Below are 22,308 nucleotides of genomic sequence, written 5' to 3' on the forward strand. Positions count from 1 at the left end.
CGGGGTTTTGTCGGCGGCGTGCGCGCCATGGGCTTTGCGATCCGAATGCGAGTAGGAAAAGCGAGCGAATGCTCGCATTATACGCGCATATGGCGACCTGTCGGCAAGCCTCTTCGTCGCCATATGGATGCCCAGCCAGGCGGAGAACTGACCATGAGCGTCGCAAGGATCGTGTCGGCCCTGCAGTTTTGTCCAGATCTTTGCACACCTCGGAGCCGCGAGCCCGGGCCGAGCCTGCAGAGCCGCGGCTTCAACGCGCTGCTTTCCCTGCTGCCCTACAAGCAGCAGCTGGCATCGGCCGAAGCGGTGCAGGCGCATGTGCAGAAGCTCGCCTTGCAGCCGGCCTCGTTCGAGTCGACGGGGCTTGGTCGTGGTGTCGAGGCGACGCTGACGAAGATGGGCGGCTGGCCAGTCTATTACACCGCGCCGTCGTCGGGGCATGAGGGCTGCAATTTCGTGATGTTCCTGCACGGTGGCGGCTTCATCAACGAGATCGTGCCGGCGCATTGGCGCTTCATCGGTCAGATGACGCGCGAGGCGCGCGTCTCGTGCGTCGTGCCGATCTATCCGCTGGCGCCGCGCGCCACCGCGAAGGACGTCGTGCCGGCGACGGGCGAGCTGCTGCGGATGCTGCTGGAGGATGCCGGCGCTGCAAAGGTCACGGTCGTCGGCAATTCTGCCGGAGCTGGCCTCGCGCTCGCCGCGTGCCAATGGCTGCGCGATCGCGGTCATCGGCAGCCGAACCAGATGGTGCTGATCTCGCCGGCGGCTGATGCATCGGTCAGCCGCCCGGAGCAGCTCGCGATTGCGGCGCGCGATCCGATCCAGGACATTCCGGGGATCGTCGAGGCGGGGCGGCTCTACGCGGGCGAGCTCGATATCGGCCATCCCTTCGTCAGCCCGCTCAACGGTGCCTTCCGTTTCCTCGCGCCGATGACGATCTTCGCAGGGACGCGCGATCTGCTTTACCCCGACAGCGTCGATCTCGCCGAGCGGGCGAGGGCCGTGGGCGTGCCGGTCGATCTGCATCTGCTGCGGGACCAGCCGCACAATTACGCGCTGATGCCGACGCCGGAGGGGCGCAAGGCGCGGGCGCTCATCATGCGCGCGGTGGCGTGATGGGAGAAGCGTGTGACCGTGGTCACAGGGCGCGCGCCGCCTCGCTGGGGCTTGGCGCTGGCAGTGCCCGCGAAGGGACAAGCGGCCCCCGGGCGTTTCCTCGTATCCGTCGTCTTCGGATCAGTAGTTTTGCGGGGTCTTAGGCGTGGCCCTTGATCTCGTAATGGCCGGGCACGCATTTGTACCGATCCAGGCGCCAATTGGCGCGATAGATCGGATGCTCGCCCATCCATTTCGCCAACGGCGCCTGTGCGCCGATCGCACATTGCATCAACGACATCTCGGGCGTCATGTTGCTGTCGGTCACGATTTCCTCGATGCAACTGCCTGAGCTGGCTGCACTCAGCCGGCAGAGCACGGCAACGACGGTCACGAACATTCCTGTCACCTCATCGGTAGTTTCAGACCACGAAGAGGATGCAAGCGGAGTGCCAGAGCCTGTGACGCGCAAACAACACGCTGGCCTGGCCGACTCGTCCCAGCGTCCGGAGTCCATTTGACGATTCGGATTGTAAAAAAATTACCCATAAACCGAAGCCGGAGAAATACGGGAACCGGGCCAGTACGAATGCTGGATTCCGGAGGGCGCGCCGGGCGCACTTCACGGGCATCGCCTGCGAGTTGGCTCCGCCTCTCCCGCTTGCGGGAGAGGCCGACGAGCCTCGGGCGATGCGAAGCATCGTCCCGAGCGCGGCGGGTGAGGGTTCTCACCGCGCTGGGATAGCCTCCGCAATTCTCGACAATCCCATTGCGGAGAGACCCCCACCCCAGCCCTCCCCCGCAAGCGGGAGAGGGAGCCGACCACCGATGCCGAAGCATTATTCACACGATATGTGTTAGCCCCACTGAACAAGCCGCGACTCGCAAGGCAGTCGAGGCGCTCGGTGCGTTGAACGGATCGCGCGTCGAAGCGGCTGCCAATAGTCCGCACGCCGAAATAACTGATGCCGAAGATTGCATCGCCGATCCGCTTTCATTTGCGGATGCGGCGCTGCTACATTTCGTGCGCGCTCCAGTGAGTGCGCGATGACGAAGAAACATACCGACAAGGGAGGGGCCGAAAGTCCCATGAAGGATTTCGCAGGAAAGATCGCAGTCATCACCGGCGGCGGCACGGGAATGGGGCGCGAGCTCGCGCGGCAACTCGTTGCCGAAGGCTGCAATGTCGCGATGTGCGACGTCTCCGAGGCGGCGATGGCGGAGACCAAGCGGCTGTGCGAGATCGAGAAGCTGCCGCAGGGCCTGCGGGTCACGACGCATGTCGCCGACGTCTCGATCGAGGATCACCTGAAGCGTTTTCGCGAGGAGCTCGCCGAGCAGCAGAAGACCGACAGGATCCACCTGCTGTTCAACAATGCCGGCATTGGCGGCGGCGGCAGCCTGTTCACCAACACGCGCGAGCAGTGGGAGCGCACCTTCAACATCTGCTGGGGCGGCGTCTATCTCGGCGTGCGCACCTTCCTGCCGATGCTGGTCGCGGCGGACGAGGCCCACATCGTCAACACCGCGAGCGTCAACGGCTTCTGGGCCTCGATCGGCATGGGCCAGGCGCACACCGCCTACAGCTCGGCCAAGTTCGCGGTGAAGGGATTTACCGAAGCGCTGATCAACGACCTCCGCCTGCACGCCCCGCACGTCAAATGCTCGGTGGTGATGCCCGGTCACATCGGCACCTCGATCGTCTCCAATTCACGCAAGGTGCAGAGCGCCGACGGATCGGAGCGGCTCAACGCGGACGAGGTCGCGCTGACCCGCAAGCGGATGGTCGCGGCCGGCGTGCCGGATGCCGACAAGATGTCGGACGAGGACATCCAGGCGGCGTTCGCTGAGCGCGCCCGCAGCTTCCTGGAGGATGCGCCGACCACGGCTGCGCAAGCCGCGAAGATCATCCTCGACGGGGTCAAGGCGGAGCGCTGGCGCATCCTCGTCGGCGAGGACGCTGGGCGACTCGACGAACGCGTGCGTGCCACGCCGGAGCAGGCCTATGACCGCGCCTTCTACGAAAGCTTTACGCAGGAGGTCGGCTGGCGGCTCGGTTGAGATCGCCTCGAAAGGCGCGCCGATATAGGTATGATAATCATCATGGCAAGAGGCGCGCAGGTAATTGTACGTGCCACCTCCTGCCAATGTTCATCGTCTCATGACGAATTGGAATGTCACGCATGCGAGCGGACCGTTTCGTTCAAGCGATGGTGATCTCGAACGGCTCTCATTCGGTGCACGGCTGCTTGGTCGGTCAACTGAAATAGTTTAGTCAATCCGGGACAACGCGATGATAGAGCGTAGCTCCGATGATTCCCGCATGCCTCTCCGACGACTGGATCCTTTGCCCGGAGCGGGAGGACATCTCCGCTGAATTTACGCGGCTCTTGACCGCGGCCCAGGAGGGCGGCGCTACGATTGCCGAATGCCTGATGATCGCGCGGCAGCTGAAGCGCGGTGACGACCGGTCCTGGCATCGCGAGTGGAAGAAGCTGGCGCAGGCCAATCGGCAGCGCGCCGAGGCCGCGTTCGCGGAAGGCCACATGGCGAGCGCGCAGCGCAACTGGCTCCGCGCCATGAACTACTACGGTGCGGCGGCGATGCCGCTCGACCCGGCCGACGAGCGCCGCTGGGTTGCCGTGCTCGCGATGCAGGAATGTGCCCGCCGCTACCTCGCGGCGCGCGGCCCGGCCGGCGAAGTCGTGACGATCCCCTGGCTCGACGGACATGCGTTGCAGGGCTACTTCCTTCCCGCGCCGTCGGGAAGCGGGCGGGCTCCGACCGTGATCTGCATCGGCGAGCCCGGCCATCGCAAGGAGGAATTCCTGTTCAAGCTCGTGCCGCATGCGCGCGAGCGTGGATTCTCGATGCTGGCGCTCGACCTGCTCGGCGACCAGCGCGACGACTATCTCGACGCGCTGTTGCGGCGGCGGGATCTCGAGAGCGCGATTCCCGGCGTGATGGATTATCTGGAGACGCGCGGCGACATCGATTTCGCCCGGGTCGGGATCATCGCCGACGGCTGGGGCTCGTCCTTCGTGGCGCGCGCGGTGTTGCAGGAGCCGCGGCTCGCCGCCGCCGTCTGCGACGGCGGCCTGTGGGACCTGCACGAGCGAGCCTTCTTTTCCAGCCGATTCGCGATGAGCGATGTCAGCATCGTGCCGGTGCCGCATGCGCCGCTGATGGCCTCCAGCGCCGACTGTCCGGTGCTGATCACGCTCGGCGAGGACGGCTGGCTCAAGGCCGACCGGGCGCGTCAGATCGTCGAGAGCTCCCGGCTCGCCACCTCGGATGTCATGCTGAAGGTGTTCACCGCGGCCGAGACCGGCGCGGCGCAGGCCCATGCGGACAATCCGAGCCTTGCCAACGAATACATCTTCGACTGGCTCGAATCTCGGCTCGGCACTGCCGCGCGGCGGATCTGAGCGCCGCACCAAAGCTTCAAAAGTCGAGCGAGATCCGGACGCAGGCTTTCTGGAGGCGGTTCTTCAGCGTCGCGAGCTTGCCGGTGAATTCCGTCAATTCGTTCTCGTCGAACTCCTGGAAGACGAATTCGCGGATCGTCTTGTACTGCTCGTTGAGGCTTGCGATGTGCTTCTGGGTCTTGTCGGTCAGGGACAGCCGGACCACCCTGGCGTCGGTCGGCGAGGGGCGACGGCGCAGCAGGCCCTTCTTTTCGAGCAGCTTGGACTGGGTGGTGACGAAGGACGGATCGACGTGGAGGAGCTTGGAGACCACGTTGACCGGAATGCCGTCGTCCTTGTCGAGGTCGGAGATGGCCATCAGGATCAGCCATTGCGGGCCGCTGATGCCGAGTGTCTTCGCCCAGAACTGACGCAGCTCCTCCAGATACATGTTGATCGACGATATCTCCCAGGTGAAGCGCCTGATGATATCCAGATTGCCGATCGAGCGCAGGCGCGCTCCTTCTTTCCTCGTCGCGGACACAGCGTCACTCCCGTGAACCGATTGTTCAGGCCGGTGTTCGTGGAGGGCCATAGTCCACGCAAGCCTGCTCTGACGCAAGTGCAGGGCAGGGTAATTTCGTCACTAAAACTACAAAGATGATCAGCTCAGCGATTGGCCGGCCCCGGTGTTGCGCGTGGGGCACAGGCTTAGCGAAAACCGGAAAGCTGACTTAATAAAGTATTTTGATTAGCGAACGACGCAGGCATATTGGCTCCTGACGGTGGGGGGTACTCGATCGTCCCGTTGCAGGTGGTTCGCTCACGTTGCTCGCGTCGAAGCGGGTGTGTCCGAAAGCGGCCGAGCGGATTGATAGAGACGGGGATCTTGGGGGGCCTCACGGTCCGGTCTCCGTAAAATGAGCAACTTGGAGGTTTTAAGATGAAAGTGGTGAAGAGCCTTTTGCTCGGCACTGCGGCGGGCCTGATCGCCGTCGGTGGAGCCCAGGCGGCCGATCTTCCGGTCAAGGCCAAGGCAGTCGAGTACGTCAAGATCTGCACGCTGTACGGCGCGGGCTTCTACTACATCCCGGGCAGCGACACCTGCATCAAGCTCGGCGGCTATGTGCGTGCCGAAGTGGCGCTCAACGCCGGCGGCAATTACAGCGCCCAGTACAACGGCGTGTTCGCGGCCAACAACCGCCTCACCAACTACTACTCGATGCGCGCTCGTGAAGACCTCAACATCGACACGCGCACCGCGACCGAGTACGGCGTGGTCCGCACCTATTTCGACGCGGTCTTCACCTGGACGACCGGCAGCTATGGCGGCACCGGTTCGGGTACGGGGGCGACCCAGTACAGCGGCACGATCGGCCTCAACGCGGCCGGCACCGGCCTCACCGGCTCGAGCGGCGGCAACATCAACGGCACCGACGGCAATCTCTCCGGCGGCGCGCTCGGCGTCTACTACGCCTTCGTCCAGTTCGCCGGCTTCACCATGGGTAAGGCCGTGTCGCAGTTCGACGCGCCCTGGATCAACTATCCCGGCAACAACTTCGACCAGCTCGTCGGCGGCAGCGGCACCACCAACGGCGTGACTCAGTTCACCTACACCGCCGATTTCGGCCAGGGTGTGACGGCCGCGTTCTCGGCGCAGGATCAGACGCAGGTGTTCCAGACCAACATCTGGAACACTGCGGGTATGTCCACCACCGGCGTTCTCGGCGGTGCTTACGGCTCGAACGACATCGGCGGCACCCGCTCGCCCGATCTCGTCGCCATGGTTCGCGTCGACCAGGCCTGGGGCCTGTTCCAGGCGTCGGTCGCCGCGCATGACAACCATGTCGGCTATTACGGTGCGACCGAAGCCACCGGTCATCCCGAAGACAAGTGGGGCTGGGCCGTTCAGCTCGCGTTGGGCATCAAGAACATCCCGACCGGCGCCGGCGACGTGATCAACATCTCGGGCGTCTACACCGAAGGCGCGAGCCGCTACAACTTCCAGGAGCTGGCCGCGACCAGCTACTCGATGTTCGGCAGCTCGAACGCCGCCTATCAGAGCATCGGCTTCGCCGGCGTGTCCGACGCGGTGTTCGGACCAGGCGGCCAGCTCGAGCTGACCAAGACCTACGGCTTCCGGGGTGCCTTCACCCACAACTGGAGCCCGTACTGGAACACGGCGCTCTACGGCGCGTGGGCTGCGGTCAACTACAGCGGCACGGCGAAGAGCATGATCTGCGGCAGCGCGGCGTTCGCCACCCTGACCGGCTCCTGCAACCCGGACTTCAACATCGGGCAGGTCGGTGTCATCACCCGCTGGACGCCGGTGAAGAACCTGACCTTCTCGGCTGACTTCACCTACAGCCATCTCGACCAGAAGTATTCGGGCGTGATCACGACAGGCGCACTGACGGGCGTCGCCAAGCCGGCGGCGACCTACGAGCTGAAGGACCAGGACACCTACAGCATGCTGCTGCGCGCCCAGCGCAACTGGTAAGCTTAACGTCCCTCGATGCGACAGGGCCCCGGCGGGAGACCGCCGGGGCTTTTTGTTTGCGGAGATCTTCGCAATCCGTCCGACCGTGCAGACGGCGAAGACGAGCTATGCGATTCAATCGCCTCAGATTTATTTACTTACATGAGTTACTAAGCTATATATCTCCAAGCCAAATACGAAAGTTGCGGCTCTTAGCTTCACGCTAAGCCTCCAGAAACCTCCGGCGATGCCCCGCCGGAGGTTTTTCGTTTTTGGGAGGCACGGCGTTTTCGAGCGAAGTGGATACCGGTTCGCGTCAAGAAAACGCGTCAAACAGATGCTAACCGCGCATCACGCGAGCGCGTGAGTTTGGCCGGTAGGCGAGGCGGCTGTGGCCGGCGCAATAGGGCTGAGCGTCGGGCGCGGCGTTGCCGCAGAAGCAGAAATCCTCGGCGCCCGGCGTCGAGATCGGCCAGCGGCAGCGGTTCTCGGCCAGCTCCATCAGCGAGCAGCGATTGGCGTCGTCGATCGGACCTGTGGCCACGGGTGCGTCGGTGTCGCCATAGATCGTGGCGAGCATCTCATATTGCAGCCGCGGCACGGCTCTCGGCGCCCGCGCCGGCCTGTCCTGAACCTTGCGCTCGTCGATGGTGCGGCCGCGCGTGAGATTGAGGCGGGACAGCTTGCCGATCACCGCGTTGCGGCTGACGCCGATATCGGCGGCGATCTCGCGGCAGGAGAGGCCGGCCTCGAAATGGCGCTTCAGAAGTTCGATGCGCTCGTCGGTCCAGGTTTTTGAGGAATAAGTCGTCGCGGAATAAGTGCTTGAGGAAGACGTCGGCGCAGAACAGGTCGGTGAAGACGTTGGTGAGAGAACAGGCATGTGTCACGGTCCCAGGTTGCAGATGTGGCCATCCGCCTTGCCGAGATCCGTCCGTTCACGTCCGGCGCGCCCTCACGTCCTGCCATTGTCGCGAATCGACAAAAGCCCGTCCTTGATGGCGAGACGGATGCCTTCCTCGATCAGGGTACGTGCGACGCCGGGAACGCTGGTGCCGTGGGTGCCCTGTCTCACCAGCTTCTCCAGATAGGTGATGGTCGAGAGCGCCAAGGTTACGGGAATACGGTCAGTCTCGGCTTTTTCGGTGGCCATGGCCCGAACGCTAGCCTCTTACTCGGGTACATAAAAGTAACGATTAAGACTCTATTTAGGTTCGGGGGTGGAAGTCAAATACAGCTTGAGCTTGACGCTCAGCGTATTGGAATCGCACGGGAAAATAGCCACGGCCGGGCGCGCCGCGCGAAGCATCGGGCGGCGGCGCAGCGTTGACAGGTCGGGGAGGAGCGGGCCGGCTCAGCCGTGCACGATCGCCTTTTCGATCATGCAATGGATGCCCTTGGCGCCGTTGACGGTCTGGGTCACCCTGAGATCGGCGGCCAGGCTGCACAGCGTGTAGGCATCCTCGCGCGACAGGTTTCGCCGCTCGCCGAGCAGCGCGATCATGTCCCGCAGCGCGCGCACGACGCACTGGTCGAGGTCGGGATCCATCGCCATGGTCATGTAGTGGGTCGCCGTCTCGGCGCGGGGATAGTCGAACTTCAGGTCCTTGCGCAGCGTCAGGCGGAAGCGGCCCTGCAGCGCGGTCTCGATCGCGGTGACGCAGACCTCGCCGTCGCCCTGCACGCCATGGCCGTCGCCGCAGGAGAACATCGCCCCCGGCACGAACACCGGCAAATAAAGCGTCGCGCCGGCGCCGAGTTCCTTGTTGTCGAGATTGCCGCCCATCGCGCGCGGGATCAGCGAGGAGATACGGCCCCAGCCAGGGGGCGGCGACACGCCCATCACGCCGAAGAACGGCTTGAGCGGCAGATCGAGGCCCCACGGCATGCGGCCGACCATCCGCGCCCGGTCGAGCGGGATGTTGAGGATGCGGGTCTCGTGGAAATCGTCGGGCAGGGTGCCGGACAGCGGCTTGATCATGTTCCAGCCCCAGTCCTGCCGGAGCTGGACGTCGAGGATCTCGACCGCGAGCACGTCGCCGGGCTCGGCGCCTTCGACCGCGATCGGGCCGGTGAGGATGTGGCCGGGCAGCATGCGCTCGTTGTTGGCGTGAACCTCGAACATCTCGGGGGGAATGTGAAACTTGTCGCGGTCGGGCAGCATGTCGGGGCCGCCGCTGATGGTGTCGACCGTCACCTCGTCGCCGCTTTTGATCGTCAGCACGGGCTTGAGCGCGGCTTCGAAGAAGCCCCAATGGCAGGTTTTGGAGCTGGAATGCAGGTGGTGATGGGTCATTTGCCGCGTCCGGTCGCTTTCATCAGGCCGGGCTTGACCCGGCGATCGATCCTCTTTCAAGAAGATTTCTGAAGATCGCCGGGCAGGTCAAGCCCCGCGCGGACCGGCCAGTTCATTCCAGCGAGGCTCCCCTGTTTTTCGTCCTTTCCAAGACGCTTGGCACCGCGCTGCTGCCGATCAACTTCATGGTCGAGCTCGGCATCGTCTCGCTGCTGCTGATGGCGACGCGCTTTGCCGCGCTCGGCCGCAAGCTTGCGGTGACCACGCTCGTGCTGCTGGCGCTGGCGGCGTTCTCGCCGCTCGGCAATCTCCTGATCTATCCGCTGGAGTCGCGCTTTCCGGCGTGGGACCCCGCGCGCGGCGCGCCCGATGGCATCATCGTGCTCGGCGGCTCGGTCGACACCGATCTGTCGGCGGCGCATCGCACGCCCGTGGTCGCGCACGCTGCCGATCGTCTGTTTGCGCCGGCCGAGCTCGCGCGCCGCTATCCGAATGCGCGCATCGTGTTTACCGGGGGGACCGCGAACCTGGTCGCGACCGACGCCAGGGAGGCCGACTACTCCGCGCCGATCCTGGAAAATCTCGGCATACCGAAGCAGCGCCTGATCCTCGAGCGCAATTCCCGCAACACCTGGGAGAATGCGATCTTCACGAAACAGCTGGTAACGCCGAAGCCGGGCGAGCGCTGGCTTCTGGTGACATCGGCCTTCCACATGCCGCGCTCGATGGGGATCTTCCGCAAGGCCGGATTTGACGTCGAAGCCTATCCGGTGGACTGGCGGATGGGCGGGCGTGACGATCTCTTCTCCTTCACCAATATGGGCGCGGACGGGCTGGGCCGAACCGAAGTTGCGGTGCGCGAGTGGATCGGCCTGGTCGCCTACCGCCTGATGGGCCGGACCGGCGAGTTGCTTCCGGGACCGGGCAAGGACTAGAACGAGAGCTGCAAAATAAGAACACAGCGCCGGCGCACGATCGCCGGGCCGGAGGAAGCCATGCAACAGCAAAGTGCAGACAGCATCGATCTTGGCGGCGTCGTCGCCGATCTCAACGGCCTCCTGCGGCTGAAGACGACTGTGATCGGCATGAAGCTGTTCGCGCAAGCGGCAGAGATGGAGGCGATCCCGAAAATCCGGCGGCCGAACGCGATCCACACCACCGATCAGATCGTCAGCATGGCTGCGCGCCTGGGCTGGACCGTCGGCATCACCGCCGACGACCTTGTCGGCGCACAGTGCCGCGCGGTGATCGGGCTCAGCCCCCAGGACGACAAATGGCTCGCCGGCGAAAATTATGTCGGGGTCTGGCACGGCACCGCGGAAGACGCGCGCAAGCGCCAGGAGGCCCTGGACGTGGTTCCGTTCGGACAGTATCAGGCGCTCGCCGTCAGTCCGCTCGCCAGTGGCCGGCTCGATCCGCCCGACATCTGCCTGGTTTATGCGACCCCCGGGCAGATGATCATCCTGATCAACGGGCTGCAATATACCGGCTACAAGAAGTTCGAATGGGGCGTCGTCGGCGAGACAGCTTGCGCGGATTCCTGGGGGCGGGCGCTCAAGTCGGGGGAGCCCAGCCTGTCCTTGCCATGCTATGCCGAACGGCGCTATGGCGGCGTGCCGGACGAGGAGATGCTGATGGCCTTGAAGCCGTCGCATCTCGCCAAGGCAATTGAAGGCATGAAGGCGCTGGCCAAGAACGGCCTGCGCTATCCGATCCCGCCCTATGGCATTCAAAGCGACGTCCGTGCCGGCATGGGCGTGAGTTACGCGAAGAAGTAAAGGCCAGTCATGAGCTCTGCGAAATTCGACATCGTCGTCTACGGCGCGACCGGTTTCACCGGCCAGCTCGTCGCCGAGTATCTGGCGGCACACTACAAGGACGATAAGGCGCTGACATGGGCGATGGCAGGCCGCAGCCTCGACAAGCTCAAATCGGTGCGCGACGCGATCGGCGCGCCCGCGGATACGCCGCTGATCGTGGCGGATGCGTCGGACGCAGCCTCGCTGAAGGCGATGGTGGCGCAGACCAGATCGGTGATCACGACGGTCGGACCGTATCAATTCTATGGCGAGGACCTGCTCGCGGCCTGCATCGCTGCGGGCACAGACTATTTCGATCTCTGTGGCGAGCCGGTCTGGATGCGCCAGATGATCGACAAGTACGATGCGGCGGCCAAGGCGAGCGGCGCGCGCATCGTGTTTTCCTGCGGCTATGATTCCGTGCCGTTCGAGCTTGGCACGTTCTTCGTGCAGGAAGAGGCCAGGCGCGTGTTCGGCGCGCCGGCCGCGCGCGTCAAGGGCCGCGTGCGCGACATGCGCGGCACGCTGTCAGGCGGTACCGCAGCGAGCGCGAAAGCGACCTTCGATGCCGTCGCCAAGGATCTCAGCCTCGTCGCCATTCTCAACGACCATTTTGCGTTGACGCCCGGATTTAGCGGTCCGAAGCAGCCGAAAGGCAACAGAGCGGCCTACGAGGAGGATCTGCAATCCTGGGCCGCGCCGTTCATGATGGCACTGATCAACACACGCAACGTCCATCGCTCCAACATGCTGATGGGCTTTCCCTACGGCCAGGACTTCGTCTACGACGAGATGGTCCTGACCGGTCCCGGCGAGAAGGGCGAGGCCAACGCGAAGCGCGTGATGGCGGTCAATGCCGAGAAGACCGGCCCGAACGCGCCGAAGCCGGGCGAGGGGCCGTCGAAGGAAGAGCGCGAGAACGGTCTGTTCAATCTGCTCTATGTTGCGATCGCGCCGGACGGCCGTCAGGTCCGCGCCGGCGTCACCGGCGACCGCGATCCCGGCTATGGTTCGACCTCGAAGATGATCTCCGAATGCGCGATCTGCCTGCTGCGTGATGCGAGCGATGTTGCCGCGGGCTTCTGGACCCCGGGTGCGGCGATGCAGCACAAGCTGATCAAGCGGCTGGTCGAGAACGCTGGGCTGACGTTCACCGTGGAGAGCTAGCTCGGTGCCGTAGGGTGGGCAAAGGCGCAACGCGCCGTGCCCACCATTGTCCCGATTGGAGAGAGATGGTGGGCGCGTTGCGCCTTTGCCCACCCTACGGCAGCGTTGGTGCCGCTTACACCGCCCGCGCGTCGTAGGCGTACATGAACTCCATGCTCTTTGATCCTAGCGGCAATAGCCATTTCAGCATCTGATTGCGCACCCACGCGCCGGTGGCGCTGAACTCGCGCTTGCTGTTGCCGTTGCGGCGCGCCATGGCGACGATCTTCTCGGTGCGCGGACGACGCTCGGCCTCGAAGGCCTGGAAGGTGGCGCCGAGTTCCTGGCCCTCCTGCATCAGGCGGGCAAGCCGCATCGCGTCCTCGAGCGCCAGCGAGGCGCCCTGGCCGGCGTGAGGACTGGTCGCATGCGCGGCATCGCCGATCAGCAGCGAGCGCTTGCGCGACCAGGTCGGCAGGGTCGCGACGTCGAGCGTGTCGGTGACCACGATGTTCTCGGCGGCCTCGATGATATCGGGGATCGGATCGTGCCAGCCGCGGTGGAAGCCGCGCAGATGCTGCTTCAGCGTCGACGGGTCGAGCGCCCGGAACATCGCGGCGTCCATGCCGTGCGCGGGCTGCGTGCTCCACCACATGACGCCGTCCGTGGGATCGGGGCTGCAATAGCCGTAGCCGAAGAAGCCGCTCTGGCCGAACGTGGTCTCGACGTGGCGGCCGATCGGTCTGCCGTCGAGCACGGCGTGCGGCACGAAGCCGCCGAAGCCGATCAGTCCGGTGTTGAACGGCTGCGGTCCGTCCGGCACCACCTGTCGACGTGTGATCGAGTGCACGCCGTCGGCGCCGATCAGGAAGTCACCCTCGGCCGTGGTGCCGTCGGCGAAATAGGCGATGATCGGCTGGTCGCCGCGGTCCTCGATCTTGATCAAGCGCTTCTCGAAATAGAGCGAAACGCAGGCGCACCAGGCCTTGTCGATCAGGATCTCGTTCAGCGTGGCGCGGCAGACGTTCACCGCGGGCTGCCCGAAGCGCCGCTCCATGTCGCGGTTGATCGAGCCGAGCCTCGCGCCGCCCTGCGAATAGAAGTCGAAGGCCTCCGCGACCGAGCCGCGGCTGATCAATTCGTTCGCCAGCCCGATCTCGTCCATCACATGCATGCCGTTCGGCGCGATCTGCAGGCCGCCGCCGATGCCCTTGGAATAGGGCCAGGCCTCGTAGATCGCGGACTCGATGCCGGCGCGGCGGAGCAGGATCGCGGCCACGGGTCCGGCAATGCCGGCGCCGATGATCAGGGCCTTGCGTGGTCGATAGGACATGGCTTGCTCCCGACGTTTCCGTGGTGCTAGGAGGAATTACGGTTGCTAAATCTCTTAGTGGCTAAGATATATATCGCGTAAGATATGAGGTGGGCCTTGTCAAGGACGAAGGCGCGCAACGCGCTGCTGCAGGAGCTCGAGGAGGCGATGCGCCGGTCGTCGGCGCAGGGCGTGCTCTATGGCCAAACCGTTGCCAACGTTGCCGGAATTGCCAATTCCGATCTCGAATGCATGGACATCCTGTATCTCGAGGGACGCGTCACCGCAGGGAGGCTCGCCGAGGTCACGGGCCTCACGACGGGCGCCATCACCGGCGTGGTCGACCGGCTCGAAAAGGCCGGCCTGGTGCGCCGTGAGCGGGATGAGAAAGACCGCCGCAAGGTCTTCATCGCCGTCGTGCCGGACGCGGCGATGAAGATCGGCCAATTCTACGTGCCGATGCAGCAGGCGATGGAGAAGGTATTCGGCGGCTATTCCGACGAGGAATTGCGGCTGCTGCTGCGTTTCGCCAACGAAGGCTACAAGGGTGTGCTCGCGGCGACCGAGGCGCTGAAGGGCCTGCTCGACACGCCACCGGAAAAGCGTCCGGCTCTCAAGTTGAAGAAGCGTCGTCCCTGATCTTGTAGATCTGCGCGGCCGCGATCATGCCCCACATCGCGCCCAGCATCATCCAGAAGTGCCGCCAGTGGTCGGTGTCGATCACGAAGCTTTCGCCGACGGTGCCGACGAAGGCGGCGAACACTGCGAGATAAGCACGTTGCCAGGGCACCGGGACGAAGATGTGCCGGAAGCCCATGATGACGGTGGTGAAGACCAGCGCGGGATAACACACGCCGGAGAGCCAGCCGCCGGACATGAAGGCGTTGAGATAGGAATTGTGGGTGTCCTCGGGGAAGAAACGGTGGAATTGCAGCGGGCCGATGCCGAACGGCAGGTCGAGCGCCATCTCCGCACCGAGGATGTGGCGGCCGAACCGGCCGAAGCGGCCCTCGTCGTAGCTCTGGTCGAAGCTCGCGCGCTGCTTGAACATCTCGGCGGTGGAATCGAACGACAGCAGCACCGCGATCAGCGCGAGCCCCAGTACCGCGGCCACGATCGCCATGATGATGATGCGCGAGCGCTGCGCGTTGGTGCGGCTGGTCAGCACCATCAGCGCCAGCATGAAGGCGGAGGTCAGCACCAGGCCGCCCCAGGCGGCACGCGAGAAGGCGAGCAGGATCGCGAGCGACATGATGCCGAAGGCGATGACGTTGCGGAACGCCTTCCCCAGTCTGTCCGAAACCACGCTCTGCAGCGCAAACAGCGCGGGCAGGATCAGGAAGGCGCCGAGCACGTTCGGGTCCTTGAACGTGCCGCGCGCGCGGCCGTAGAGTGTGAGAAGGTCGTTGCCGCCGGGCACCAGGTGGAAATAGCCGGCGACCGCCAGCAGCGAGGCGATCATCGCGCCGACCACGAGGCCGCGGCGGAGCATGTCGAGCCGGGCCTCGGTATCCTCGGACGTGACCATCGCGAAGAACACCACGGTCACCGCCATGTACCAGGAGGTCGCGATCCAGCTCACCACCTCGGACTGCTCGAACAGCGGGATCGCGCTGATGGTGTAGCCGACATTGAGCAGGACCAGCATCAGCACCAGCGGCATCAGCGCGAGCCGCAGCCGCAGGCCGGTGGCGAAGAATGTGACGGCCGCGAGCAGCGTCATGATCTCGTAGGGGCTCGGCTCGATGAAGACGACCGCGCCGGAGGCGCCGACCAGCCACACCAGTGCGCGCTGTAGGGCCAGCACGCCCGCCGCAGCCGGCACGGCTACGTTCACTCCACCGGCTGTCGCCGCATACGCCATCACATGCTCATACGCTTACGCAACTCGTCGTCACAAATTCCGCTGTCATCGCCCGGCTCGACCGGGCGATCCAGTACGCCGTGGCGGCCATTGCGCAAAACAGCTGCCGCTGCGGCGTACTGGATGCCCCGGTCAAGCCGGGGCATGACGGAAACTCAATACGCGTTCTCGTTCTTGGTCAGCAGCGAGATCGGCGTCTTCAGGAGAATGTAGAGGTCGAACAGCACCGACCAGTTCTCGATGTAATAGAGGTCGAACTCGACGCGCTTCTGGATCTTCTCTTCGTTGTCGATCTCGCCGCGCCAGCCGTTGATCTGGGCCCAGCCGGTGATGCCGGGCTTGACGCGGTGGCGGGCGAAATAGCCGTCGACGGCCTCGTCGAACAGCCGGCTCTGCAGCTTGCCCTGCACCGCATGCGGGCGCGGACCGACCAGGGAGAGGTTGCCGGAGAACACCACGTTGAAGAGCTGCGGCAGCTCGTCGAGGCTGGACTTGCGGATGAAGCGGCCGACGCGGGTGACGCGCGGATCGTTCTTGGTCACGACCTTGGAGGCTGTCGGATCTGCCTGATGGTGGTACATCGAGCGGAACTTGTAGACGTCGATGCGCTCGTTGTTGAAGCCGAAGCGCTTCTGGCGGAACAGCGCCGGGCCGGGGCTGTCGAGCTTCACCGCCAGCGCCACCAGTCCCATCACCGGCAGCGCCACGAGCAGCGCGAGACTGCCGACGATGCGGTCGAACAGCCATTTCATCACCAGATCCCAGTCGGTGATCGGCGCCTCGAACACGTCGAGTGTCGGCACCTCGCCGAGATAGGAATAGGAGCGGGGCCGGAAGCGCAGCTTGTTGGTGTGCGCGGAGAGGCGGATGTCGACCGGGAGCACCCAGAGCTTCTTCAGCATTTCGAGGATGCGCGTCTCCGCCGAGATCGGCAGCGCGAACAGCACGAGATCGACGCGGGTGCGGCGGGCGAATTCGACGATGTCGTCGACCTTGCCGAGCTTGCGCGCGCCGGCGCAGGTGTCGAGCGCGCGGCTGTCGTTGCGGTCGTCGAACACACCGAGCACGTGGATGTCGGAATCCTCCTGCGCCTTCAGCGCTTCGACCAGCTGCTCGCCATTGCTGTCGGAGCCGACGATGATGGTGCGGCGGTCGAGCCGGCCCTGGCGCGCCCAGCCGCGCACCAGCGAGCGCAGCACCAGGCGCTCGGCGAGCAGCGCGGCGAGCCCGAGGAAATAGAAGGCGGCAAGCCACAGCCGCGAGATTTCGCTGCCGTATTTGGCGAAGAACGAGATGCCGATGAACAGCAGGAAGACGAACGACCAGGACGAGATCATCCGGGTCATCTGCCGGAGCTGCCCGCGGAACAGCTGCACCTGGTAGATGTCGGCGGCCTGGAAGCAGACCACGGCCGCGATCGATACGGCGATGACCTCGGCGGGATAGACCCAGCTGAAGCCGGAGAGCGGCATGACATAGCCGACATAGAGCGCGATACCGACGAGGCTCAGCAGCGCGAAGTCGGCGACGCGCACGAAGCCGGCGATCACGATCGGCGAATAGGCGCGGGCGACCTTCTGGTTGACGACGTCGAGGGCTGCGGGCGAGAGCCGGCGGCGGCGCTCCACGAAGGGTTGGTCAGCGGGTTTCGCCGCGGCGCTGGTCGCGGCATCGAGCATCGAGCGTGCGTTGAGCGGTTCCACGGGCGTCCACGTCCATTTCAAGCACCCGCGGGCCAATAGCGTTGGCGCCCCGGGCGGCATCCCCTGGTCCTTCGATTATCGAACAAATCGGAAGATTTTCTAAAGCGGGCTTAAGGATGGTTAATGATTGGCAAATGCGTCGCGATAGCCGGCGATCACGCCGTCGACCATGGCGGCTTGCGAGAAATGCGCCGAGATGCGTTCGCGCAAGGACACGGCGCGTTGCGCCGTTGCTGTGGGATCAGCGAGCGCGGCCGCGATCGCCTCGGCCATGGCCTCGGAATCGCTCGGCGCGAACAGGGCCGGGCTGTCGGAGCCGAAGATCTCGGGGATGCCGCCGATGCGGGACGCTATCATGGGAATGCCGGCCGCGCCGGCCTCGATCACGACATAGGGCATGGAATCGCCGCGCGAGGGGACGACCAGCAGCCGGCCCTTGGAGAAGCCGTAGCGTGCCTTGACGTGGCCGATGAAGCGGATCGCATGGGTGAGGCCGAGCCTCTCGACCTGCGCCTTCAGCGCCGCCGTTTCCTCGCCGTCGCCGCCAAGCGTCAGCGTGACCTTCTTGCCGCCCTCGTGCAGACGCGCCACGGCATCGACCAGGAGATCGGCGCCCTTGATGTGCCTGAACTCGCCGACATAGGCGAGGTCGGTCGCATCTTCGGTGGTCACGACAGGCTCGAACTCCTCGGGCGTGACGCCGTTGAAGACGCAATGCACCACGCCCTTGGGCGTGCCGACGATGCGTTGATAGGTGTCACGGGCGAATGCGCTCTCGAACAGGAACAGGTCGGTCGCGTCCATCAGCGTCCGCTCCAGCCGCGCGTAAAACTCGCCCTTGAAGGTGTTGAGGGGATAATGCAGCGAGCCACCATGCGGCGTGTAGATGCGGATGGTGTTGTCGGAGCGTCGCCGCATGCGGATGAAGGCGCCGGCCTTGGCGCCGTGGCCGTGCATGACGTCGGGCTTGAGCGTGGCGATCAGGCGCCGCATGCGAAACCAGACCAGGACATCGTCCGGCGACGGCTCGCGGCGGATCGCGAGCCGGTGCACGCCGAGCTTCAGCCGCGGCGCGAGCTCGGCAAGGGCCTTGTCGGCGCGCTCGCCGCCGGTGAGGCTGTCGGCGAGAATGCCGACATGGTGGCCGCGATCGACCTGGCCGTTGGCGACGTCGAGGATGTGGCGGAAAATGCCGCCGACCGGAGCACGCACGGCGTGCAGGATGCGAAGCGGCCGGTCAGGAGAGGGGGGCATGAATCAAAACCAGCGCTCGACGGCGAATGCCGAACAATTCCCAGGAAAATATCGAGACGGATTAAGGGCCCTCGTGGTTAACAAACGGTGACGAGTGCGCCTGCGCACGTCGCCGCATTCCGCGATTAACCCAGCGGCAACCTTAATGGAGTGTAATCGCCCCGGTTGAGCTAGCTTAGTGGCGTTGCCCCTGCGGGAGTGTTCGATGCGTTTAGCGTTCTGGCGTGCCGGCAAGGACAAGGCCGTGGTTGCGCGGGCCGTCTCGAAGTCCAAACCCGAAGCCGCGCCCAAGGTTGAGACCAAGGCTGAAGTCAGGCTTGAAGCAAAGCCTGCGCCCGTTGTCACCAAGCAGGCACACGTCGAATCCGGCGATATCGACCTGCACGCGCTCGGCGCGGCATTGGCGCGCAAGCGCGGCTGGATCATCGTGCCGACGGTGCTGGCGCTCGTTGCATCCGTCGCCGTCGTCAATCTCGTCACGCCGCGCTACAAGTCCGAATCGCGCATCCTCATCGATGGCCGCGAGAACGTGTTCCTGCGCCCGAGCAGCGACCGCACCGAGGAGCGGCAGGCGCTCGACGCCGAGGCCGTCACCAGCCAGGTGCAGCTGGTGCTGTCGCGCGATCTGGCGCGGGAGATCATCAAGAAGAACAAGCTCGCCGAACGCCCCGAATTCGATCCGGTGCTGCAAGGCATCTCGCCGCTGAAGTCGCTGGCCGCGATGATCGGTATCGGTCGCGATCCGTTTTCGATGACGCCGGAAGAGCGCGTGCTCGATGCCTATTACGATCGTCTCCAGGCCTACGCCGTCGACAAGTCGCGCGTGATCGTGGTCGAATTCCAGTCCGCCGATCCGGACCTTGCCGCGCGCGTCGCCAATTCGATCGCCGACGGCTATCTCGTGCTCCAGCAGGGCGCGCGTCAGGAGCAGGCCAAGAACGCCAGCCAGTGGCTCGCCGGCGAGATCGAGAGCCTGCGCAAGAAGGTCTCCGATGCCGAGGCCAGGGTCGAGGACTTCCGCTCCAAGTCGAGCCTGTTCGTTGGCACCAACAACACCACGCTGTCGAACCAGCAGATGGGCGAGGTGAACACCCAGCTCAACAATGCGCGCGCGCTGAAGGCAGACGCGGAATCCAAGGCGCGCCTGATCCGCGAGATGCTCCAGAGCGGCAAGCCGATCGAGGCCTCCGAGGTCGTGAACTCCGAATTGATGCGGCGGTTGTCCGAGCAGCGCGTCACGCTGCGTGCGCAGCTCGCCGAGCAGTCGTCGACGCTGCTTGGCAATCACCCGCGGATCAAGGAGCTGAAGGCGCAGCTTGGCGATCTCGACAATCAAATCCGCGACGAGGCGGCCAAGATTTCGCGCTCGCTGGAAAGCGACGCGCGGATCGCCGGCGGCCGGGTCGATGGCCTGACCGTGAGCCTCGAGCAGCTCAAGAAGCAGGCGACCTCGACCAACGGCCAGGACGTCCAGCTCCGCGCGCTGGAGCGCGAGGCGAAGGCGCAGCGCGATCTGCTCGAGACGTATCTGGCCAAGTACCGCGAGGCCAATACCCGCGAGACCATCGACACGGCGCCGACCGACGGCCGCATCATCTCGCGCGCCATCGTCTCGAACACGCCGGCCTATCCGAAGAAGCTGCCGATCGTGCTGATCGCGACGATCGCGACGCTGCTGCTCTCGTCCGGTGTCGTCGTCACCGGCGAGCTGCTGCGCCAGACCGCGCCGCGCACGGTGGCCGCGTTCAACCCGGTGCAAACGCAGGCACCGCTGCGCCAGGAACCGGTCGTCCAGCCGGTCGTCCAGCCGGTTGCCCGGCCCGAGGTCGAGCCGATCGCCGATCCGGTCATGGCGGAGCCCGCGCCGCTTCAGCCGGAGATGACTGATGATGCCAACGTCACCGAATTCACCGAGATCGAAAATCTGGCCGGCAGCCTGCGCGCCGCGGGCGCGGCGGCGAGGAAGGTCACGGTGCTCGGCACCGCTTCCGGCGAAGCCATCACGCTGTCGACGCTGACGCTTGCCCGGCATCTGGCGCGCGAGGCGCGCGTCGTCGTGGTCGATCTCGCCGCGTCCTCGCCCACGATTGCCGCGGTGTCCGTCGATGCTTCGGCGCCCGGCCTTGCCGAGCTGATGCAAGGCGAGGCGTCGTTCGCGCAAATCATCACCCGGGACAAGCTGTCGCGGCTGCATCTCGTCATGGCCGGCCGTCCCGGCTTCGACCGAAGCGTGCTGCAATCGCCGCGGGTGACGCTCGCCATCGACGCGCTGCTGCGCGCCTATGATCACGTGCTGATCGACGCCGGCAGCGCCTCCGACCTTCCGGCCGAGCTGCTGACGGCGCATGCCCGCGCCGTCGTGGTGCCCGATGCCTCGATGGCAAGCGATGCGCGCACGCTGATGTGCGAGCAGCTGAAGGCGGTCGGCTTCAGCGAGGTGACGATGCTGAGCAAGCCGGTGCAGGCTTCGGATGCGGTGGATGCGCCGCGCGTGGTGGCGGCGTAGGCTTTTCTTTCTCCGCGCACTCGGAATCGTAGGGTGGGCAAAGGCGCACTTGCGCCGTGCCCACGGCCTGTCCAATACAGCCGCAAAAGACGTGGGCACGCTTCCGCCTTCGCTCTGCGAGCTACGGCGGACAAGTCGCTTTGCCCACCCTACGATACTTGCCTTGCAGGAGCAGGGCAGCTCGCGAGCCGTGAATTCTTACCCGAACGCCTGCCGCAGCCGCCGGGCCAGATCGAACAGCATCTGGTTCTGCTTCACCAGCCGCTTGCCGTGGCTGAGCGATGACATCGCCATCGCCGCGAGCTTTCCGCGCGAGGTCAGTGGGACAAAACTGTCGAAGATGTCTTCGTCGTCCTTGCAGAACATCCGCTTGTAGTCGTCCGAACCGATGCCGAGATCGAGCGAGCGGTAGCCGCGCTCGCCGTAGCGATCGATGATGTAGCGCATCAGGATCAGGCCGGGGCTGTAGCGGGCGTGCTCGGACATCGTGTAGGTGTTGAACATCATCGAGAAGCGCTCGCCGTCGGCGACGCCGGCGAAGATCGCGATCACCTCGTCGTCGCATTCGAGCGCATGGATGTCGATGACGCGGCCTTCACCGCGCGGCGCAAGGCAGGCGCTGCGGACGAACTGCTCGACGCCCGGCTCGGCGAAGACGTTTGGAAGCTTCTGTTCTGCCATCCGCACCGGCTTGACGCGGAAGAACCAGTCGAGCAGGCGGGTGACGTCCGCGTCTGACGTGGCAAGGTGATAGCGATAGCCGGCGAGCGCCTGGAGCTTCTTTTCCTTGCTCTTGAGGCGGCGGCGGAAGGAATTGCTGATCCGCGATGCCGGCGGCCCGCCCGGCTCCATCACCAGTTGCGGACAGCCGTTGATCGGGCTCTGCCGCGGCAATAGGGCAAACGGGTTCTGCTGGCCGTGCCAGCGCTGCGGCTGCTGCGTCAGCGCGAGCACGTCGATGTGCTCGCGCAGCGGCGCAAGCAGCGTATCGAGATCGGCGGCAGTGGTCTGCGCAGCACACGCGGCGTTCCACAGGCCCATGTTGAAGGTCGTATGCTTGCCGCCCATGAAGCAGGCGGTGCGCACGCCGTGGCTTTGGCGCAGCGAGAGCGGCAGCAGCATCAACGGCGCGTGATCGGCGTCACGGGCGATCACGACGAAGGGCCGCGCACCCTCGCGCTCGCCGACCAGTCGCTGCCAGGGGCTCAGCAGATCGAACCGCTGATAGGGCGTGAAGAGATGGCCGGGCTCCTCGAAGGCGCGCCAGACCGCCTCGGCGGCGCCGAGATCGGTGACGATATCGACATGCGCGATACGGCTCGCTTTCGACCGCGCTGGCGCTTCTGCCGTCCGGCTTTGCATCGCCGCAGCCATGGTCATTCGCGAAACCTGTCGAGAAATCAAAATAGACGTAATTCGGCCTGTGGCCGACCTTTGCAAAGAA

Annotated in this window: 20 protein-coding genes; 9 read left to right on the forward strand and 11 right to left on the reverse strand. The window is 65.0% G+C overall.

The features are described from left to right. The first annotated feature begins 153 nt into the window (after positions 1-153). A complete protein-coding gene (locus RAD10_RS32835) occupies positions 154-1,119 on the forward strand; it encodes an alpha/beta hydrolase fold domain-containing protein (RefSeq protein ID WP_461620657.1) in 966 nt (321 codons plus the stop codon). Between the two features lie 139 nt (positions 1,120-1,258). Here RAD10_RS32835 and RAD10_RS32840 read toward each other — a convergent pair whose 3' ends face one another. After that, positions 1,259-1,498, reverse strand: coding sequence for a hypothetical protein (locus tag RAD10_RS32840; RefSeq protein ID WP_461620658.1), 240 nt, complete (start codon positions 1,496-1,498; stop codon positions 1,259-1,261). Positions 1,499-2,187: 689 nt separating this feature from the next. Between RAD10_RS32840 and RAD10_RS32845 the strand changes: the two genes are divergently transcribed. Both RAD10_RS32845 and RAD10_RS32850 read left to right on the forward strand, forming a co-directional pair. Further along, on the forward strand, positions 2,188-3,159 hold the full coding sequence (locus tag RAD10_RS32845) for an SDR family NAD(P)-dependent oxidoreductase (RefSeq protein WP_461620680.1): 972 nt from the start codon (positions 2,188-2,190) through the stop codon (positions 3,157-3,159). Positions 3,160-3,410: 251 nt separating this feature from the next. Beyond that, positions 3,411-4,526 carry an alpha/beta hydrolase family protein gene (locus RAD10_RS32850; protein WP_461620659.1) on the forward strand — a complete coding sequence of 372 codons (1,116 nt, stop codon included), beginning with the start codon at positions 3,411-3,413 and terminating at the stop codon, positions 4,524-4,526. A gap of 16 nt (positions 4,527-4,542) precedes the next feature. Here RAD10_RS32850 and RAD10_RS32855 read toward each other — a convergent pair whose 3' ends face one another. After that, the gene (locus tag RAD10_RS32855) at positions 4,543-5,049 is read right to left on the reverse strand and encodes a MarR family winged helix-turn-helix transcriptional regulator (protein WP_026202299.1); all 507 of its coding nucleotides are present in this window, start codon (positions 5,047-5,049) and stop codon (positions 4,543-4,545) included. A gap of 399 nt (positions 5,050-5,448) precedes the next feature. Here RAD10_RS32855 and RAD10_RS32860 point away from each other — a divergent pair, with 399 nt between their 5' ends. Beyond that, on the forward strand, positions 5,449-7,005 hold the full coding sequence (locus tag RAD10_RS32860; RefSeq protein WP_028141399.1) for a porin: 1,557 nt from the start codon (positions 5,449-5,451) through the stop codon (positions 7,003-7,005). A gap of 319 nt (positions 7,006-7,324) precedes the next feature. Here RAD10_RS32860 and RAD10_RS32865 read toward each other — a convergent pair whose 3' ends face one another. From RAD10_RS32865 to RAD10_RS32875, 3 genes are all read right to left on the reverse strand, one after another. Continuing rightward, complete coding sequence (locus RAD10_RS32865) at positions 7,325-7,867, reverse strand: GcrA family cell cycle regulator (RefSeq protein ID WP_165637703.1); 543 nt, start codon at positions 7,865-7,867, stop codon at positions 7,325-7,327. A gap of 72 nt (positions 7,868-7,939) precedes the next feature. Further along, positions 7,940-8,137 (reverse strand): hypothetical protein, encoded by a 198-nt coding sequence (locus RAD10_RS32870; protein ID WP_007603456.1) that lies wholly within the window; start codon positions 8,135-8,137, stop codon positions 7,940-7,942. Between the two features lie 201 nt (positions 8,138-8,338). Then, on the reverse strand, positions 8,339-9,280 hold the full coding sequence (locus RAD10_RS32875; protein ID WP_091965216.1) for an acetamidase/formamidase family protein: 942 nt from the start codon (positions 9,278-9,280) through the stop codon (positions 8,339-8,341). A 185-nt stretch (positions 9,281-9,465) separates the two neighbouring features. Between RAD10_RS32875 and RAD10_RS32880 the strand changes: the two genes are divergently transcribed. From RAD10_RS32880 to RAD10_RS32890, 3 genes are read left to right on the forward strand one after another with little or no spacing between them, the layout of a single operon-like run. After that, entirely contained in the window at positions 9,466-10,215 is a 750-nt protein-coding gene (locus tag RAD10_RS32880) for a YdcF family protein (protein WP_461620660.1), read from the forward strand. Positions 10,216-10,275: 60 nt separating this feature from the next. Further along, a complete protein-coding gene (locus RAD10_RS32885) occupies positions 10,276-11,058 on the forward strand; it encodes a DUF169 domain-containing protein (RefSeq protein WP_461620661.1) in 783 nt (260 codons plus the stop codon). Positions 11,059-11,067: 9 nt separating this feature from the next. Further along, complete coding sequence (locus RAD10_RS32890) at positions 11,068-12,246, forward strand: saccharopine dehydrogenase family protein (protein ID WP_461620662.1); 1,179 nt, start codon at positions 11,068-11,070, stop codon at positions 12,244-12,246. 115 nt (positions 12,247-12,361) lie between these two features. Here the strand turns inward: RAD10_RS32890 and RAD10_RS32895 are convergent, their stop codons facing one another. Beyond that, positions 12,362-13,558 carry an FAD-dependent monooxygenase gene (locus RAD10_RS32895; RefSeq protein WP_461620663.1) on the reverse strand — a complete coding sequence of 399 codons (1,197 nt, stop codon included), beginning with the start codon at positions 13,556-13,558 and terminating at the stop codon, positions 12,362-12,364. Between the two features lie 147 nt (positions 13,559-13,705). On the opposite strand from RAD10_RS32895, the gene RAD10_RS32900 reads away from it, so the two are divergent. Then, on the forward strand, positions 13,706-14,176 hold the full coding sequence (locus RAD10_RS32900) for a MarR family transcriptional regulator (RefSeq protein WP_049814971.1): 471 nt from the start codon (positions 13,706-13,708) through the stop codon (positions 14,174-14,176). Here RAD10_RS32900 and RAD10_RS32905 read toward each other — a convergent pair. From RAD10_RS32905 to RAD10_RS32920, 4 genes are all read right to left on the reverse strand, one after another. Continuing rightward, entirely contained in the window at positions 14,151-15,401 is a 1,251-nt protein-coding gene (locus RAD10_RS32905; RefSeq protein ID WP_461620664.1) for an O-antigen ligase family protein, read from the reverse strand. The genes RAD10_RS32900 and RAD10_RS32905 overlap by 26 nt on opposite strands. Beyond that, entirely contained in the window at positions 15,401-15,547 is a 147-nt protein-coding gene (locus tag RAD10_RS32910) for a hypothetical protein (RefSeq protein WP_179738869.1), read from the reverse strand. The genes RAD10_RS32905 and RAD10_RS32910 overlap by 1 nt, the downstream gene beginning before the upstream one ends. A gap of 9 nt (positions 15,548-15,556) precedes the next feature. Then, positions 15,557-17,104 carry an undecaprenyl-phosphate glucose phosphotransferase gene (locus RAD10_RS32915; RefSeq protein WP_461620665.1) on the reverse strand — a complete coding sequence of 516 codons (1,548 nt, stop codon included), beginning with the start codon at positions 17,102-17,104 and terminating at the stop codon, positions 15,557-15,559. A 120-nt stretch (positions 17,105-17,224) separates the two neighbouring features. Continuing rightward, positions 17,225-18,358 carry a glycosyltransferase family 4 protein gene (locus tag RAD10_RS32920; protein ID WP_461620666.1) on the reverse strand — a complete coding sequence of 378 codons (1,134 nt, stop codon included), beginning with the start codon at positions 18,356-18,358 and terminating at the stop codon, positions 17,225-17,227. A 205-nt stretch (positions 18,359-18,563) separates the two neighbouring features. Here RAD10_RS32920 and RAD10_RS32925 point away from each other — a divergent pair, with 205 nt between their 5' ends. Continuing rightward, complete coding sequence (locus tag RAD10_RS32925; protein ID WP_461620667.1) at positions 18,564-20,864, forward strand: GumC family protein; 2,301 nt, start codon at positions 18,564-18,566, stop codon at positions 20,862-20,864. Positions 20,865-21,062: 198 nt separating this feature from the next. Here the strand turns inward: RAD10_RS32925 and RAD10_RS32930 are convergent, their stop codons facing one another. Beyond that, positions 21,063-22,244, reverse strand: coding sequence for a GNAT family N-acetyltransferase (locus RAD10_RS32930; RefSeq protein ID WP_461620668.1), 1,182 nt, complete (start codon positions 22,242-22,244; stop codon positions 21,063-21,065). Positions 22,245-22,308 lie beyond the last annotated feature (64 nt).

The sequence above is a fragment of the Bradyrhizobium sp. 23AC genome (assembly GCF_054863025.1).

What these genes read in the sequence shown, in the direction of transcription:
- RAD10_RS32835 (WP_461620657.1), top strand. Translation starts at nt 154, where the DNA reads ATGAGCGTCGCAAGGATCGTGTCGGCCCTGCAGTTTTGTCCAGATCTT.
- RAD10_RS32840 (WP_461620658.1), bottom strand. Translation starts at nt 1,498, where the DNA reads ATGTTCGTGACCGTCGTTGCCGTGCTCTGCCGGCTGAGTGCAGCCAGC.
- RAD10_RS32845 (WP_461620680.1), top strand. Translation starts at nt 2,188, where the DNA reads ATGAAGGATTTCGCAGGAAAGATCGCAGTCATCACCGGCGGCGGCACG.
- RAD10_RS32850 (WP_461620659.1), top strand. Translation starts at nt 3,411, where the DNA reads ATGATTCCCGCATGCCTCTCCGACGACTGGATCCTTTGCCCGGAGCGG.
- RAD10_RS32860 (WP_028141399.1), top strand. Translation starts at nt 5,449, where the DNA reads ATGAAAGTGGTGAAGAGCCTTTTGCTCGGCACTGCGGCGGGCCTGATC.
- RAD10_RS32865 (WP_165637703.1), bottom strand. Translation starts at nt 7,867, where the DNA reads ATGCCTGTTCTCTCACCAACGTCTTCACCGACCTGTTCTGCGCCGACG.
- RAD10_RS32870 (WP_007603456.1), bottom strand. Translation starts at nt 8,137, where the DNA reads ATGGCCACCGAAAAAGCCGAGACTGACCGTATTCCCGTAACCTTGGCG.
- RAD10_RS32875 (WP_091965216.1), bottom strand. Translation starts at nt 9,280, where the DNA reads ATGACCCATCACCACCTGCATTCCAGCTCCAAAACCTGCCATTGGGGC.
- RAD10_RS32880 (WP_461620660.1), top strand. Translation starts at nt 9,466, where the DNA reads ATGGTCGAGCTCGGCATCGTCTCGCTGCTGCTGATGGCGACGCGCTTT.
- RAD10_RS32885 (WP_461620661.1), top strand. Translation starts at nt 10,276, where the DNA reads ATGCAACAGCAAAGTGCAGACAGCATCGATCTTGGCGGCGTCGTCGCC.
- RAD10_RS32890 (WP_461620662.1), top strand. Translation starts at nt 11,068, where the DNA reads ATGAGCTCTGCGAAATTCGACATCGTCGTCTACGGCGCGACCGGTTTC.
- RAD10_RS32895 (WP_461620663.1), bottom strand. Translation starts at nt 13,558, where the DNA reads ATGTCCTATCGACCACGCAAGGCCCTGATCATCGGCGCCGGCATTGCC.
- RAD10_RS32900 (WP_049814971.1), top strand. Translation starts at nt 13,706, where the DNA reads ATGCGCCGGTCGTCGGCGCAGGGCGTGCTCTATGGCCAAACCGTTGCC.
- RAD10_RS32905 (WP_461620664.1), bottom strand. Translation starts at nt 15,401, where the DNA reads ATGGCGTATGCGGCGACAGCCGGTGGAGTGAACGTAGCCGTGCCGGCT.
- RAD10_RS32910 (WP_179738869.1), bottom strand. Translation starts at nt 15,547, where the DNA reads ATGCCCCGGCTTGACCGGGGCATCCAGTACGCCGCAGCGGCAGCTGTT.
- RAD10_RS32920 (WP_461620666.1), bottom strand. Translation starts at nt 18,358, where the DNA reads ATGCCCCCCTCTCCTGACCGGCCGCTTCGCATCCTGCACGCCGTGCGT.
- RAD10_RS32925 (WP_461620667.1), top strand. Translation starts at nt 18,564, where the DNA reads ATGCGTTTAGCGTTCTGGCGTGCCGGCAAGGACAAGGCCGTGGTTGCG.
- RAD10_RS32930 (WP_461620668.1), bottom strand. Translation starts at nt 22,244, where the DNA reads ATGACCATGGCTGCGGCGATGCAAAGCCGGACGGCAGAAGCGCCAGCG.